General features: G+C 60.2%; 11 protein-coding genes. 4 read left to right on the top strand and 7 right to left on the bottom strand.

Going from position 1 to position 16,110, the window contains the following annotated elements:
• The 4 genes from leuS to F3J08_RS10100 all read right to left on the bottom strand — a co-directional run bounded on the left by leuS (window position 1) and on the right by F3J08_RS10100 (window position 6,505).
• On the bottom strand, window positions 1-2,598 hold the full coding sequence (gene leuS / locus F3J08_RS10115; protein WP_122038872.1) for a leucine--tRNA ligase: 2,598 nt from the start codon (window positions 2,596-2,598) through the stop codon (window positions 1-3).
• Window positions 2,599-2,645: 47 nt separating this feature from the next.
• On the bottom strand, window positions 2,646-3,179 hold the full coding sequence (locus F3J08_RS10110; RefSeq protein ID WP_122038873.1) for a DUF3576 domain-containing protein: 534 nt from the start codon (window positions 3,177-3,179) through the stop codon (window positions 2,646-2,648).
• Window positions 3,180-3,298: 119 nt separating this feature from the next.
• Window positions 3,299-5,410: a BTAD domain-containing putative transcriptional regulator gene (locus F3J08_RS10105; protein ID WP_166929711.1), complete on the bottom strand. Its 2,112-nt coding sequence runs from the start codon at window positions 5,408-5,410 to the stop codon at window positions 3,299-3,301.
• Window positions 5,411-6,220: 810 nt separating this feature from the next.
• Window positions 6,221-6,505 (bottom strand): hypothetical protein, encoded by a 285-nt coding sequence (locus F3J08_RS10100; RefSeq protein WP_166929709.1) that lies wholly within the window; start codon window positions 6,503-6,505, stop codon window positions 6,221-6,223.
• 162 nt (window positions 6,506-6,667) lie between these two features.
• Here F3J08_RS10100 and F3J08_RS10095 point away from each other — a divergent pair, with 162 nt between their 5' ends.
• Window positions 6,668-8,047 carry a dicarboxylate/amino acid:cation symporter gene (locus tag F3J08_RS10095; RefSeq protein ID WP_240149269.1) on the top strand — a complete coding sequence of 460 codons (1,380 nt, stop codon included), beginning with the start codon at window positions 6,668-6,670 and terminating at the stop codon, window positions 8,045-8,047.
• 27 nt (window positions 8,048-8,074) lie between these two features.
• On the opposite strand, the gene F3J08_RS10090 is transcribed toward F3J08_RS10095, so the two are convergent.
• Entirely contained in the window at window positions 8,075-9,481 is a 1,407-nt protein-coding gene (locus tag F3J08_RS10090; protein WP_240149268.1) for an amino acid permease, read from the bottom strand.
• A gap of 466 nt (window positions 9,482-9,947) precedes the next feature.
• Between F3J08_RS10090 and F3J08_RS10085 the strand changes: the two genes are divergently transcribed.
• The gene (locus tag F3J08_RS10085; RefSeq protein WP_166929707.1) at window positions 9,948-11,585 is read left to right on the top strand and encodes a dihydroxyacetone kinase subunit DhaK; all 1,638 of its coding nucleotides are present in this window, start codon (window positions 9,948-9,950) and stop codon (window positions 11,583-11,585) included.
• Between the two features lie 84 nt (window positions 11,586-11,669).
• Here the strand turns inward: F3J08_RS10085 and F3J08_RS10080 are convergent, their stop codons facing one another.
• Together F3J08_RS10080 and F3J08_RS10075 are read right to left on the bottom strand one after the other, a co-directional pair.
• On the bottom strand, window positions 11,670-12,473 hold the full coding sequence (locus tag F3J08_RS10080; RefSeq protein WP_166929705.1) for a GntR family transcriptional regulator: 804 nt from the start codon (window positions 12,471-12,473) through the stop codon (window positions 11,670-11,672).
• Between the two features lie 111 nt (window positions 12,474-12,584).
• On the bottom strand, window positions 12,585-13,589 hold the full coding sequence (locus tag F3J08_RS10075) for an alcohol dehydrogenase catalytic domain-containing protein (RefSeq protein WP_166929703.1): 1,005 nt from the start codon (window positions 13,587-13,589) through the stop codon (window positions 12,585-12,587).
• 306 nt (window positions 13,590-13,895) lie between these two features.
• Here F3J08_RS10075 and F3J08_RS10070 point away from each other — a divergent pair, with 306 nt between their 5' ends.
• Together F3J08_RS10070 and F3J08_RS10065 are read left to right on the top strand one after the other, a co-directional pair.
• Entirely contained in the window at window positions 13,896-14,678 is a 783-nt protein-coding gene (locus tag F3J08_RS10070; protein WP_166929701.1) for a class I fructose-bisphosphate aldolase, read from the top strand.
• Between the two features lie 47 nt (window positions 14,679-14,725).
• Complete coding sequence (locus F3J08_RS10065; RefSeq protein WP_166929699.1) at window positions 14,726-16,093, top strand: FGGY family carbohydrate kinase; 1,368 nt, start codon at window positions 14,726-14,728, stop codon at window positions 16,091-16,093.
• Window positions 16,094-16,110: the final 17 nt, after the last annotated feature.

The raw sequence follows: 16,110 nt of genomic DNA, 5'->3' as shown, positions 1-16,110 counted from the left end.
TCAGCCTGCCACCACAAAGTTGACGATACGATTGGGCACGTGAATGCGCTTGACGATACGCTTGCCTTCCAGCATCCGCGCCACGTTCGGCTCGGCCTCGGCCAGCGGAAGCACCATGTCAGACGGCGCGTCGGGTGGCACCTCGATTGTGCCACGCAGCTTACCCATGATCTGCACGCCCAGCGTGATGCTGTCACGCGTGAGGAACGCGTCCAGCGCCTCCGGCCAGGCGCGCTCGACGACCATAGCCCCCTCAGGCTCCAGCAGGGCCACCATCTCTTCCGCCAGATGCGGCATCATGGGGGCGACAAGCAAGGCAAGTGAGAGAGCGGCCTCGCGACGCGCTGCGCCAATACCGTCCTCGGTCGATTTCTCGGCCTCCGACAGGGCAGCGCTCAATTCGTGCAGACGCGCCACGGCGACATTGGGTGTGAAGCCCTCAAGCGCCTCGGTCACGGCCTTGATCGTGCGATGCGTGGCCTGACGCAGGCTGCGGCCGCCCTCCGTGAAGGGCGCTCCCTGTGGCACCTGCGCCGCGACATTCTGCACCAGACGATAGAGACGCTGACCGAAACGGGCTGAAGCAGCAACGCCGGACTCGGTCCACTCCATATCACGCTCTGGCGGGCTGTCGGACAGAACGAACCAGCGCGCCGTATCTGCACCAAAGCGCTCGATAATCGCCGTAGGCGAAACCGTGTTCCGCTTGGATTTCGACATCTTCTCCAGGCGACCGAGCTGCACGGGCTGGCCGTTGTCACGACGCACATAGCCTTCGCCCGAACGCACCACGTCCTCAGGCGCGAGCCAGCCGCTCTCATCGCGGTAGCTCTCATGGGTGATCATGCCCTGGGTGAACAGACCATCAAACGGCTCATCGACGCTGAGATGACCCGTCTCGTGCATGGCACGCGTGAAGAAGCGCGCATAAAGCAGATGCAGGATCGCGTGTTCGATACCGCCGATATACTGATCGACCGGCAGCCAGCTATTGGCCGCAATCGGGTCCGTCGGGGTGCTGGCATGGGGCGCCGTAAAGCGCGCGAAATACCATGAGCTATCGACGAACGTATCGAATGTGTCAGTCTCGCGACGTGCCTTGGCGCCGCATTGCGGGCAGTCCACATGCTTCCAGCTCGGGTGGTGATCGAGCGGATTACCGGGACGGTCGAAGGTGACATCCTCGGGGAGCTTCAGCGGCAACTGGTCGTCCGGCACAGGCACTGCACCACAGCTGTCGCAATGGATGACCGGTATCGGACAGCCCCAGTAACGCTGGCGCGAGATTCCCCAGTCGCGCAGGCGCCAGTTCACGACACCACGGCCGATCCCCATACCCTCGAGACGCTCGATGGCCTTGCGCTTGCCTTCGACGATGTCCAGCCCGTCGAGGAAGCCGGAATTAATGAGCGTGCCCTCACCCGTGACGGCGGTCTTGCCCACCGTAAAGCCAGCTTGCTGCTCGCCTGTCGGCAGAATGACCGGACGCACCGGAAGGTCATATTTGCGGGCAAAATCAAGATCGCGCTGATCGCCACAGGGGCAACCGAACACAGCGCCCGTACCATATTCCATCAGAACAAAATTGGCGATCCAGACCGGCACGGTCTCGTCAGGCGCAAACGGGTTGCTGACGCGCAACCCGGTATCGATCCCGCGCTTTTCGGCCGCCTCGATTGCTTCCTCGGACGTACCGAGACGCTGACATTCCTCGATAAAGCTGCGTACGGCTTCGTTATCCTGACCAACCTTTGCAGCCAACGGATGATCGGCAGCAATCGCGACAAAGCTCATACCGAACAGCGTGTCCGGACGGGTGGTAAACACCTCGACCGAGTCCAAGTCGGTGTCGAACCCTTCGGGGGGTGCATGAAGCGCAAAGCGGACACGAGCGCCTTCCGAGCGGCCGATCCAGCGCTCCTGCATGACGCGCACACGCGCTGGCCAGCGATCCAGCTTGTCGAGGCCTTCAAGCAGGGGTGCTGCGAAATCCGTAATCTTGAGGAACCACTGCGACAGGCGCTTTTTCTCGATCAGCGCACCCGAACGCCAGCCACGCCCGTCAACCACCTGCTCATTGGCGAGCACGGTGTTGTCCACGGGGTCCCAGTTGACCGAGGATTCACGACGCTCGACCAGACCCTTGCGCCACATATCCAGAAACAGCTTCTGCTGATGCCCATAATATTCCGGCAGGCAGGTCGCGATCTCACGCTCCCAGTCCAGCGAGAAACCAAGGCGCTGCAACGTGCCGCGCATGGCGGCAATGTTGTCCAGCGTCCACTGTCCCGGATGCACACCGCGCTCACGCGCCGCATTTTCCGCCGGGAGGCCGAACGCATCCCAGCCCATGGGATGCAGGACCGAGAAACCACGAGCGCGCTTGTAACGCGCCACCACATCGCCCAGCGCATAGTTGCGCACATGGCCCATATGGAGCTGACCCGACGGATACGGAAACATCTCGAGCACGTAATATTTCGGCTTGTCGGCAGCGGGATGGTCATCAGCGGCGAAGGCGCGCACACCGTCCCATTTTGCCTGCCATTTGGGCTCAGCCTTGCCGAAATCGTAGCCGAGTGTCTCTTGTTCCGTCATGATCTTCTGTCGTCTGTTCGTGTCACGTAATCTTCAGGGCGGAGGCTTCAGTCCCGATTGCCATTATCGGCACGGAGCTGACGCGCGCGCGCGAGGATACGCGTCGTGATATCCGAGGTCGTGTTCGGTGCAACGGGGGTATCCACCCACTCGCTTCCCTGCTTTTCCTGACGGAACACGGAAACGCGCAGCGCATCCGAACGCAACCGGCGATCGAGGATATAGGCAGCGATCTTGAAGCGCTCGTTGGTGCTGGCAGGGGGCTGATACCAATCCGTCAGGATCACGCCGCCATTCGCGTCCGCTGAGGCAAATGGCATGAACGACAGGGTATCAATGGCACCACGCCAGAGATAGGCATTAACCCCACCCTGAAGCTGGTCATCACCCCCCGTAGCGCCGCGATCAACGCCAAGCAGATGATTGCGCGGCTGGGTCAGACTGTCGGGATCACGCCCACCGCCACAGGCACTGAGTGCCAACAGGGCGCAGAGCGGCAGAACGGAGAGATGCCGCCCCTTGAGTGTCAGCGCCCTTATGGGCGCATTGAGAGGGGCGATCGGCTGCAAACGAGGTGTCATGTTGTCCCTATTAGACTGGCACTGGCCGCGTGTCGAAATCCCCGATCGCGGCACCCGCGTCCGGCTTCAACAATTGTTCATATCGCGCCCGCCCGGTCCCGCCAAGGCTGGCCTGCCACTTATCCTTGCGGCAGGCTTACCCGCTCGAGCATTTCACGCAGCCACATCTGCATTGCCTCTGGCAGAAAGTCATGTCGTGAGAGCACACCGGAAATTGTAATATCCGGCACAAGCCTCAGCAGATGGCGTTTCACGCGCTCAGTCTCTTCTCCCATTCCATGAGACGCGAGCGAAACGAGGTAATAAAGTACCCCGGCAGCGCTACGCGGATAGAGACTGACGAAGGCTGCACCGGCCTGTCTGGCTTCCTCGTTGTTTCCTGACGCTTCGAGAACAAAAATGCTGAACGGCTCCGAGAGCACCGCCAAAGGCTGTGACGCTCTAAGGGCACGGAACTGCTGGATTTCTTCCAGTGCAACGGCCTTGTCTTCGGACAGCAGGGCCTGAGTAGCCTTGAGAGCGTGAATGGAGGGCGAGATGGCGATTGCCGGAAACACGCCACCTGCCCCCGTGTACTCTGCGGTCAACGCCTTGGCTTCATCGAGCTGCCCGGGCGTGAAGGTGCGTGTCATCATCGACAGCCACACGCCAAGCGGGTTGGCACGCAACTGGATCGCCACGTAACCGGCGGCCGATGCGATTTCCTCGATATCTTCCGGAGGCGCAGATGACCAGGTTTCAAGATAGAGAAAGAACCTGATCAGCGAGCGCACATAGAGCACGAACACGGATTCCTGATCGGACTGATAGGCACGTTCGACCAGATCGCGCAATTCGGTGGCGAGTGTGATGTCACAGCGCAACAGGAGTGTCAGGGCACGCACGGCCATCTGAAAGGCCGATAGCTCGGCAATCGGGCGGGACATCATGCGCTGCCCTTCCGAAACGAACAGTGACCACTGAAGCGACTTCATCACATAGAAAAGCAATGCACGCTGAGCACGAGTATCTTTTGGCAGTTCGAAACGGTCTGCCCAGACGACACAGCCTTCCTGTCGCAGACTCAGAAGCCTGATGATCACATAGCCTTCACTGGCGTCCCCGTGCTCGACATTGGCCCGAACCAGTCCTGATATGACGTAATCGGTCCCCGGGTTGTGCGTATTACCCAGAAGAGGCCCGGTTTCGCCCTGAGGCGTCTCCGGGAACGGGACAACCGTGAATGTCTGCAACCCGACGAGCTTGACCTCCAGTCGCTCGGTCAGCTCAGCCGCCAGCGTATCAGCATGAGCCCCGCCCGCAGCCTTGAGCGGTGCCACAGCGATGGAGCCAAGCGTACGCGTGGAGACAGCGGCTGTCAGGAAAGGCGCCTCGGTGCCTCCGCCGACAAAAAGCTTCGCGTTCTCGGCATGGGAATCTCCGTGGACAAGCGCCGGGTCGCTTGCTGAGGAAGCGCCATGATGCGCCTTGGCGTAGGAATCAAAAGCTATCCGCTCTTGCAGGCTGCGCACGAGCCCCATGGTCGCAGGGCCTGGCACTGTGCCGAGCTGATCCTGAAAAAGCTGCACAACCTGATCGCCCAGAGTTGCAGCCTGCGCATATTCTCCTTTTGTCACCCACGCCTGAATACGCGCGCGCCACGCAGCCTCGTTCAGACCGTCACGAACGAGGAGATGATCCGCTGTCTCAAGAATAGCATCCGGATCGACCTGAGTGCGCAACGCGCTCTCGAAAAGCTGATAGATGTGACGATTAAGGCGTGTACGCTGCCCCTCGATCCATTCGTTGAAAGCCGGATCGATACCGTTCAGCTCCCCCAGCAGAACCTCGCTGGGCGGCGGCAACTCACGCAGGATGGACTTGCCGCCGTTGAGAATACGCTCGACATCGACAGATGTGAGGGCAGGCTTGAGCGCCAGCGTGTGACGCTGCACATCGATAACATCGACACCCAACGGGCTGAGGGCATCGAGAAGGCGATGGATTTCCTGACGGAGGGAAGCACGCGCAAGATCATCCGGACGTCGGCTCCAGAGCAGTTCAGCCAAATGGGAGCGTGCAACAGGCTTGCGGTCGGAAAGCGCAAGAATGGCAAGTAATCCCTTCGTCTTTCCACCAACAGGCAGAACGCTTTCGCCCGTAAGCGTTGTCGCTTCCATGCGACCGATCAGTCGCAGACGCAGCAGGGTGGAATCGGTTTTTGCAACACCACGAAGGGCCAGATCGAACATTACTTCACGCTTTCTTTTCTCAGAGCCTTGTATCACATCCCTGTCTCGGTTTTTTTACGAAACGTATTCTCCTTCCTGGCAACGCATGCAATTGAAGGAAGATTAATATGCCGAGAGTGTGTTTTGCCGCCTGACGCCCTTAGGGAAAGGATCAAAGTAAATCTCGGGGCCAGCCAGCATAAATAAGGTCAATCTTCACGTTCCTGGCAGGCATACAGACTTACTAACAAAAGCAATCTTAGAATGACTTGCCAGTATTGCAACCGATCACACGGTACAGAAAAAATTGAAACCGGCCCTCTTGCCTGTGTCACACGCGCCCCCTAGAGTGAAAACGATTGTCCGCGTAGCTCAGCAGGATAGAGCACAGGATTCCTAAAATTGGGCGCCATGCTTGGAAACATCATGGTGGATCTGCTCAAATTCGGGGAACGCTCTGGCGACTAGCCGTGCCAATCCCGAGCCAAACATGCCGCTGAAAGCAGCATGGAGGTGTAGAGACTGTACGGGCAGCGCCTGTCGTCCGGTTTTCCGGGCTATGGTGAAGAGACAGTCCAGACCACAAACGGTGCGCCCTTGCGTACCGGCGGCGAAAGCCGAAGTGGTATGAATCCTGGGGCCGTGGGTTCGAATCCCGCCGCGGACACCATCACAATCAGAAGATACCGGCGATCTCCACCAACGCTCGCGGCCACGCCGTGGCGGATGTGGGATCGTGATTGCCTTCCCTGGCCGATCTGGCACCGCACCTTCGTTCCAGGCGGCTCATAACCTGTGCGGGGTCAGAACCCTGTCTCTTTCCTTTGCCTGCTAGATCGTGACGCCGGTCATCTCCGGCGCACACAGCGCATGCAAAAGCAAAGCCAGCAACGCAATCGCGATCAGCAAACCAAACAGCTTCCCGAATAGCCGGAAAGAGACAACAACCAGCAAAAGCAAAAGCAGAGCCAGAAGAGACGTCTGCACCTGATGAGGCACACCAAGTTCCTGCAACCCTTTGCGGGCAGCTTCCTCAATAACGGCAATGATCGACACGATAAGGGAAAACAGCCCGACAATCAGACCGAGTATCACCGCAATAGCACTCTGAATCACGCTTCTTTTCCCCCCGGGATGCCGCAAGGTCTGGCTTCTCGATCAGACATGGGGAACGAAACGGCCCATATGTGACCCTGCCGTCACTTCTTGCGACGCAAATCATATGACCGAGATCATATCGCGCGACAACGCTGCAAAACGATGCAGGATCACATCGCAATGCAACATCTGCCCCCCATGGCGGTCACGCTGACAGCGTATCGCATGGCGCTCATGACACAAGCTGACTGTTCCAGATTTGATATGACAGGGTGTTATGGCCTAGACCCGGGCTTCCCCCGCCGTTTTGGAGCTGCCTCAATGAAGCGCATGAGCATGACCACACTCATCATCATCGCGATGCTGCTTGGCATTACGGTAGGTGGCATCGCTCATGCCTGGATTGCTGATTCCGTGCAGCAACAGCATTTCGCCCACTATATCTCCATCGGTTCGACCGTTTTTCTGCGCCTGATCAAGATGATCATCGCCCCACTGGTTTTCTCCACCCTCGTGGTGGGCATCGGTCATATGTCGGATGCGGCTTCGGTTGGTCGTGTTGGCGCAAAGGCCATGATCTGGTTCGTGCTGGCCTCGCTGTTTTCGCTGACGCTCGGCATGATTCTGGTTAATCTTTTTGGCCCCGGTGTCGGGATGCATCGCCTGCACGGCATCACAACATCCCCCATCGCCACCGATGGCATGTCGCTCGACAGCTTCGTCAAACACATCGTTCCGGATTCCGTCTTCCGCGCCATGACGGATAACGAGATCCTGCAGATTGTCGTGTTCTCTGTCTTTTTCGGCGTTGCCTGCGCCTCCATGCCTGAAAAGGCCAGGGTGATCATGGAATGGACAGAGAGCCTGTCACAGATCATCCTCAAGGTAACAGGCTATGTGATGCTCCTGGCCCCGCTGGCCGTGTTCTGCGCCATGGCCGCAACCATCACCACCAATGGCCTGAGCGTGCTCATCAATTACGGCAAGTTCATGGGCGAGTTCTATATCGCGCTCTTCCTGCTCTGGTGCTCCCTGATTGCGGCTGCCTTCGCCATTCTTGGTCGTCCGGCGCGCCGTCTGATCCGACTGATGCGCGAGCCGTTCCTTCTGGCCTTTTCGACAGCAAGCTCGGAGGCAGCCTATCCGCTGATGCTGGACCAGCTCTCGCGGTTTCCCATTTCACGCCGCATCTCGTCATTCGTCCTGCCGCTCGGCTACTCGTTCAATCTCGACGGCACGATGATGTATTGCACCTTCGCCAGCATCTTCATTGCACAGGCCTATGATATCAGCCTGCCCTGGAGCACGCAGATCATCATGCTGCTTACCCTGATGCTGACCAGCAAGGGCGTTGCAGGCATTCCCCGCGCGTCACTGGTCGTGATCGCGGCAACGCTCAGCCAGTTCAAACTCCCTGAAGAGGGCGTTCTGCTGATCCTTGGCGTCGATACTTTTCTGGATATGGGCCGTTCGGCCACGAATGTCGTCGGCAACTCCCTGGCGACGGCCGTGGTGGCCAAATGGGAAGGGCAGTTGCCGGCAGAACCTGCCCAGTCCTGACGGGACTGAGCAGGCCATTTTGTTTGATTAGGCTTTCTTGCGGCTTAGGAGAATCAATCCCCAGCCACCGGCGAGAAGCACCGCAATGAACGGAATGGCAAACACCGTATAGGTGCCCTCGGGGTAATCCAGACCCATCATGACAACCACAAAGCCGAGAAAGCCCAGCGTCAGCCAAGAAGTGAACGGCGCACCCGGCATACGGAACCCGGCGCTTTCGACCTCGCCACGATTAACCAGCTGGCGCAGGCGTATCTGGCAGATCAGAATGAAGCTCCAGGTGCTGATGATACCCAGAGCTGCCACGTTGAGCACAATCTCGAACACGCGGGATGGAATGAGATAGTTGAGACCCACCCCGACGAGATAAACCGCAACGGTTGTCAGAATCCCGACATAAGGGACAGACTGCTTGTTCATCCGCGCCAGGGCGCGCGGCGCCGAGCCCCCCATGGCAAGGGCGCGTAGAATACGCCCGGTCGAATACAGGCCCGAATTCAGGCTCGACAGGGCCGCGGTGAGCACCACGATGTTCATGACCGTATCGACATGAGGCACGCCAAGGGCCTGAAAGAAGGTCACGAACGGGCTGACGCCCTTGTGGTAGGCATTCCAGGGCAGCAGACAGACCAGCAGAATGACCGATCCGACATAGAACAGGCCGATACGCCAGATCACGCTGTTGATGGCACGCGGAATGATCTCACGCGGATTGGCACACTCACCTGCCGCCGTACCCACTAGCTCGATGGCCGAATAGGCGAACACGACACCCTGCATCAGGAACAGGGCCGGCATGATGCCGTGGGGGAAGATGCCACTATTCTCGGAGATCAGATGAAAACCAGGCACAGTGCCTGCCACCGGCATCTTGAGGCCAAGAACGACGCAACCGAAAATCAGGAAAAGGGCGAGCGCAATGACCTTGATAAGCGAGAACCAGAACTCCAGCTCGCCAAAATAGCGCACACCAATCATGTTCATGGTGCCGACAATGCCCAGCGCCACGAGCGCGAACACCCATTGTGGGACATGATCGAATGTGCCCCAGAAATGCATGTAAAGCGCAACCGCCGTGATATCGACGATACCGGTCATGGCCCAATTCAGGAAGGAGAGCCACCCGGCCGCATAGGCCGCCTTCTCGCCAAGAAACTCACGGGCATACGAGACGAAGCTGCCAGCGCTGGGGCGATACATCACCAGTTCGCCAAGCGCGCGAAGGATGAGAAAGCAGAACATGCCGCAAACGAGGTAATCGAGCGCGAGAGCCGGGCCCGCCTGCTGTAACCGCGAGCCGGCACCAAGGAAAAGCCCCGTGCCTATAGCCCCGCCGATGGCGATCATCTGGACCTGACGGCGCCCGAGATCCTTGTGATAGCCCTCATCGACTTGCGGCGGGGGATGAAGATGCGACTTGGATGGAATGTCCAAAACTCTGTAATCCTGACCCTGTTGACGAAAATTCTTGTCTGATCGTAACGAATTCCCTGACCGCTGCCAATCGTTTCGATCAGCCTCCGGACCGGGTGCAACAATTCGGAAATGCACGGCAGCGCACCGCTTGTGTCAAGTCATTGCCCATATTCAGGTCACCGAGCGCGGCAGTCGGCACTTCTTCACAACCTGTTGAGCCTAAAAGATAACAGAGGGGTCGTTGGCACTGATCCGACGCGGCCAATGGACCCATACGGCCTGGACGCCAACGCAAAGGCGCGATCCTTGCCACCTGCATGCCGGTAAATCACGCCCGATCTCGCATGAATACGATCAACGTCACATCAATGTGTCTCTTTTCACATAGAAATGTCATGTCCTCCGACCGTTGACGATTCTAGCCTGACCCAACCGAGCGATAACAGGGGCCGCCACAGCCCCGCGATCAAGGCGGAGTTCGTCCATGAAGCGCTTTTTCAATTCCCGTGACACAATCGTAGCCGAAGGCATTGAGGGGCTGCTGCGCTCCTCAGCGGGAAGCCATCTGTGTCGGCTTGAAGGTGCCGACGATATCCATGTCGTCCTGCGCAAAAACTGGGCGAAAGATCGCGTGGCCATCATTTCTGGCGGTGGTTCTGGACATGAGCCCGCCCATGCTGGCTTTGTGGGAAAAGGAATGCTCACGGCAGCGGTCTGCGGTCAGCTTTTCGCCTCGCCGGGTGTCGATGCCATTCTTGCGGCCATACGCGCTGTGACCGGTCCGGCCGGATGCCTTCTTATCGTCAAAAACTATACTGGAGACCGGCTCAATTTCGGCATCGCAGCCGAACAGGCAAAGGCGCTCGGGCTTGATGTCGAACTCGTCATCGTAGGCGACGACATTGCCCTTGGCCACACGGCCAAGGCACGCGGCATTGCTGGCACCGTTCTGGTTCACAAGATCGCTGGCTACGCCGCCGAGACTGGCCGCCCGCTTGCAGAAGTCGCCGCGCAGGCCCGGAATGCTGCGGGTGCGCTTCGTTCCATCGGCCTCGCCCTGAGCGACTGCAATGTCTATACGCCCGATCAGCCGCCCCGCCTTGGCGAAAACGAGGCCGAACTCGGGCTCGGCATTCACGGCGAAGCTGGCGTCGAACGTATTCCGATGGCCCCTCTCGACAAACTGGTTGCGCTCGCAGCGAACCGGCTCCTGTCATCCCTGCCAGAGAGCGATGCCAACGGCACGACCAGGCAGATTGTCCTTCTCAACATGCTGGGCAGTGTGCCGCCCCTTGAGGCTCTTGCACTTCTTGACGGTTTCTCCCGCACGTCACTGGCCGCCCGGACAGCATGGATTGCCGGTCCATCCCCGGTCATGACGGCGCTCGACATGAACGGCTTCTCCCTGACGACGCTCCCTGCAGAACCCGCCTTTATCGAGGCGCTTGCTGCACCAGCCGAGCCTCACGCATGGCCCGGTCTGGCCGCTTTCGGCCCGGTCGCGACCCTGCCCGTGCCCGCGCTGCCCGAAACGTTTACGGATGCCCCCTCTGACAATCCGTTGCTCAGGCACCTTATCACTAGCGGCGCAGACGCGCTGATCGGGCACGAGGCTGCCCTCAATACGCTCGATGCCAAATGCGGTGATGGCGATGCAGGCTCGACATTTGCCGAGGCCGCGCGACAGGTTCTGCGCGCCATCGACCGCCTTCCCCTCGCCTCGCCGCAGGCGCTCATGGCCACAATCGGACGCCTTCTGGCTCGTCACAGCGGTGGGTCGAGCGGCGTTCTGCTGTCCATTCTCATGACCACAGCGGGGCATGATAAAAACTGGCGCGAAGGTTTGCGTAACGGCGCCGCGCGCATGCAGGCCTATGGCGGAGCAAAGCCAGGTGACCGCACCATGCTCGATGCGCTCCTTCCTGCCATTGCTGCGTTGCAATCCGGTCAGTCACTCGCGCAGGCGGCGGTCGCAGCGCGCAAGGGGGCAGACGCGACACGGAGCATGAAAGCGCGTGCCGGCCGCGCTTCCTATATCCCGCCCGAGCAGCTGGCCAATATCCCCGACCCCGGTGCCGAGGCCATCGCCGTGCTCTTCGAAGCCCTGGCGGCATCAGCCTGAAAACTCACCCCCCTATTCCATCCCGGGTCATCCCCGTGAATGGAGCAGGGGGCAAAAGCAAGGAAGCCGGAAAGTGGGTCGCGCTCAGATGGCGCTGACATCCACCTCAAGCGGTATGAGGTCGCTGCGTACCCAGGCCTCATACACATCAAAACGCATGTTATCGCGGCGCCAGGACACCGAGCGCACCCGCAACAGGGGTGAGCCCGTCCGTATGTCCAGATGCGCCGCAATATCGCGCGGCGCGGCCATCGCCACAATTGAACGATGCGCCCCCTGAAGGGCAAAGCCTGCCTCTGTCAGAAGGGCGCTGAGGGACGAACGCCCCTCGAGGACATCCTGCCCCCGCCCAATCACGTCCATCAGGTCCGGCGGGCTGTAATTGATGCTGTAAAGCGCCGGCAGCCCCCGCAGGGAACGGAGACGCACCAGTTCGAAGCCTTCGCTCGCCGCAGGAATCTCGAGCAGCGCACAGATCGTATCAGGCAGGGTCACAGCCCCTGCCCTCAGCACCGCTGTCGTAACATCGAGATGCCCATGACCAAGCGCTGTCTCAAGGAAGCCCTTGCGTCCCTGGATCATCCAGCCCTGCACGGCATCACCTGCACTGACAAAGGCCCCTCGTCCGGCAATGCGCGCGACAAGCCCCCGGCTTTCGAGCGTCTGCAAGGTCTGGCGAACGGTTGCACGCGAAAGATCGTAACGCGTGCACAACTCGTTCTCGCTGGCGAGGCGGGCGCCGGGTTTGCGCACCCCCTTGCGGATTTCAGCCTCCAGATGGTCGGCAAGCTGGGCGTAGTAAGGCGTCGTTGACAGACGATCGATGATGAAACCGGCCTGCCCGTCACCCGCCGAAGCAGGTGCAGGAACAGCTGTACGCGAAGGCATCTCAGGCTTCTTCATACGCGGATCGTCTTCCTTCCCTCAGGGGTAACACGGCTTCCAACCTTACTAGCACGCCACGATCCTGCTGACAGCCGCCGCCTTTCCCGTGTGCCCTCAGATCCCGGCAGCATCGCAACGGATCTGCACTTTCCTTGCCGTTTCGGAACGCGCCATAGCGAAAGCCTCCGGGGCCTCCGCCAGATCATACACATGACTGACGATCTTCTTTGCCAGATCAGGCAGCGCAGCCGTAATCCCGATCGCCCGCTCATAGGCCCCTGACAGGGATTGCGAACCGATGAGTGTCAGTTCCCGATCGAACAGGTCGAACGGATGCAGCGCAATGGTCGCCTCGGGAGAACAGACGCCCATCTGGATCAGCACGCCCCGCGGTGCAAGTTGTTCCAGAGCGTCCGCTACAGCCAGAGGATGGCCACTCGCTTCGATGACGAAACCGATATCACGCGCAATACGCCGCTCGCCCGGCGCAAACACGCCATCCGCCCCCAGATCGAGTGCCGCATCGCGGCGCGTGGCACTCGGCTCAATCACCTCGACATGCGCGGCTCCATGATGCCGGGCAAGGGCGATTGCCATCAATCCAATGCTCCCCGCGCCATAGATCAGGACCGATCCACCTCGCAGGTCGGGCGCACGCTCCAATGCGTGGACAACGCAGGCAAGCGGCTCGATCAGCGCACCCGACGCCATATCGAGATGAGCCGGCAATCTGTGCACGATCTTTTCAGGTACGGCGACACGCTCGGCAAAGGCCCCGTCAATCGTGACGCCCACCGGCACGAGATGGCTGCACAGATTGGGCGCGCCGGCACGGCACATCACGCATTGACCGCAGCTGATATTAGGATCGACGCATACCCGATCCCCCGGCGCAAAGCGCGAGACGGTGGCCCCGACAGCCACAACCCGGCCCGCGAATTCATGGCCGGCTATGCATGGAAAACGGCCGAGAGGATAATCTCCGGTCAGAAGATGCAGATCGGTGCCGCAAATACCGACACGTGACGGCGCTATAAGCACGGAATCATCGCCAAGGGAGGGCTTTGCCCTGCTCTGCAATGACATTCCACCCTGCCCATCGAATACAAGTGCGCGCATGGAGAATCCTCTAGGTAGACGCAATCCCGACGCCGGATCGACGGCAGGGTAAAAGCCCCATAACGCCAAAGCCACATCGAGTCTGTCTGTACGTACAGTCCGCTCGATCATCGTTTTGTGATAGCTGCGCTCAGCCCAGATTTTCCGTTGTTTTCTCCGCCTATACACCGTGACGAGGGTAGCATGACCATAGGATAGGGTTGACGGGTTTTCTGCAAGATAGTCAGTTATTGTACGTACAGACCGTACATTGTTTGACTATCCTATCTCTCCCGGTCCGGAGAGATCCCAACGGAGTCCTTTTTCATGTCCATGACCTATCGCCTGCGCCGCACTTTGCCGAGCCATCGCGCTGCCATCATCATGCCTGTCGATCATGGTCTGATTTTCGACCGCATCGAAGGCCTCGAAACACCCTCATCGCCTTTCGCTCGCTGGGCAGGCAAAGGGGTGACGGGTTTCATGCTCACGCCGGGGCAGGTGCGCCAGACCGAGAGCTTCTTTGCAGCACATCCCGAGCTCACGCGCGTTCTGACCATCGATACCTATTACGATTATCGTCAACTCGATGGCGCCGGCTCGCATGACTTGATCACCACCGTTGAGGACGCCGTCCGGATGGGCGTCGACGCCGTCAAAATGCTCTTCCCGTGGAATATGTCGAACAGGGAACGCGTGGCGCTCTGCCATCGTGTCGGCACGGTGATTTCTGCCTGCGACCGCTGGGATATCCCGCTGGTGCTCGAACCTGTCCTGATCGGTGCCCCCCGCACGGAAGAGGTCATCATCGAAGAAGAGAAGATCGCCCGTATCGCCTATGACCTCGGCGCGCATGTGATCAAGATCGCCTTCCCCGGCGAAGCCCGTACCAGACGACTGGTCGAGGAACTGCGCGTTCCTCTTGTCATTGCCGGTGGCCCCCTTGCTGGCGGCCCGGCTGATACGCTCGACGCCGTCGGTCAGACGATACGTGCGGGCGCACGCGGCGTCATCGTCGGGCGCAATATCTGGCAGCGCGACGAAAAGACTGCCGGCGATCTGCTCGGGCAGCTCGATGCTCTGAGCCGCTCAGTGCACTTTGCCGACTGAGTGTATCGCGGTAGCGTGGATGGCCTTCCAGCGACGGAAAGATCGTCATGGGTTTCGATCAAGTGGCCGCCGGTATCGATATCGGCAGCACCAATCTCAAAGCCATCATCATCACCCCTGAGGGGATGGTCGTGGGCCGCGCCTCGGTTCCCACACCCAGATGCCCCGACGACCAGATGATCGATGCCACATGTCTGTTCAGCGAGGTGAATGGCCTGCTGAACAGGCTGTGTGGCAGCCGTTACCGCATTCGGGCCATCAGCACGGCGGGCATTGGCGAGGATGGCACGCTTGTGGACGCGCAGCTGCAGCCCCTCTCTGCCGCTCTTCCCTGGTTTGCCCCCGAGCGACAGGCGCTATTCGAGATGTTGTCTCCGTCGCTGGCGCCCTCACCCCTGACAGGGATCGACCCTGATCCGTTTCGCACCCTGACGGGCTGGTACTGGGCGGCCAGACAGGAGGGACATGAGCACGCCTATGCCTGGCTGGCTTTGTCGGATTACGCGGCGGCGCAGTGGTGCCAGTCCGCTTTCATGAGCGACTCACTGGCCGCCCGCACAGCGGCCTACATCCCGCAATCCGGCGCATGGGACGATGCCCGCGTGACAGCCACCCTTGGTAAACGCGGTCTCCTGCCCCCTGTCGTCCGGACAGGGCATGTTGTCGGCCCCGTCACCCGCACGGGCCCGGAGAATTCGGTTTTCGCCCCCGACGCCCTCGTGGTGGCCGGGGGGCACGATCACCCGATAGGCGGATGGGGCATCACACAGCTGAGCCCTGCGGCCATTCTTGACTCGATGGGGACAGCGGAAGTCGTCGTCACGCAGAACGCGCCGTATCCTGTGCCCTTCCCGGCAGGCATCGATGTCGCACCAGGCATCCTGTCGCGGGGCGCAACGCTTCTCTGCGTGGAAGAGCTCGCCCGCAACCTCGCCTGGGCCTCTCAGGACAGCGCGACCGGCGCAATGATTGCGGCATTGTTCTCCGGTGCCAGCAAGCCGGATTCATTTCTGGAGAGCGGCTGTTTCATTCCCGGCTCTCATGGGGGACATGCCCCCGCCTTTACAGACGATGCGCCGCTCGCCCCCCTCTCGCGAGCCTCTGCTGTTGTCGGCGCGCTGGCGCGTGCCGGAGAAACCGCAATTGAGAGAATCAACCAGTTCCGTGCCACATCATGGCAGGCAAATCCTGCCCAGCCCGATGTCGGGACCACGCAACCCGACCTCTATCTTTCGGGCGGATGGTCGCGTGCGCCCGGCTGGGTGGCCATCAAGCGCCAGCTTGGATCGCACCCTTTCAGGATCGTCCGCGAGCCAGAGCTGACTGCTGCAAGCGCTGCGCTCCTCGCAGCCCGTGCCTTGGGCTGGACACCATCGGTCATGGATCTGCTCATGCCCGAAGAACCGCACCTGTGAATCGGCGAGGGTCGCAG

This window comes from Asaia sp. As-1742 (genome assembly GCF_011753235.1).
Classification (GTDB): domain Bacteria; phylum Pseudomonadota; class Alphaproteobacteria; order Acetobacterales; family Acetobacteraceae; genus Asaia; species Asaia bogorensis_B.
The sequence above is the reverse complement of the archived record's forward strand: the minus strand, read 5'-3'. Positions and strand labels throughout refer to the sequence as shown.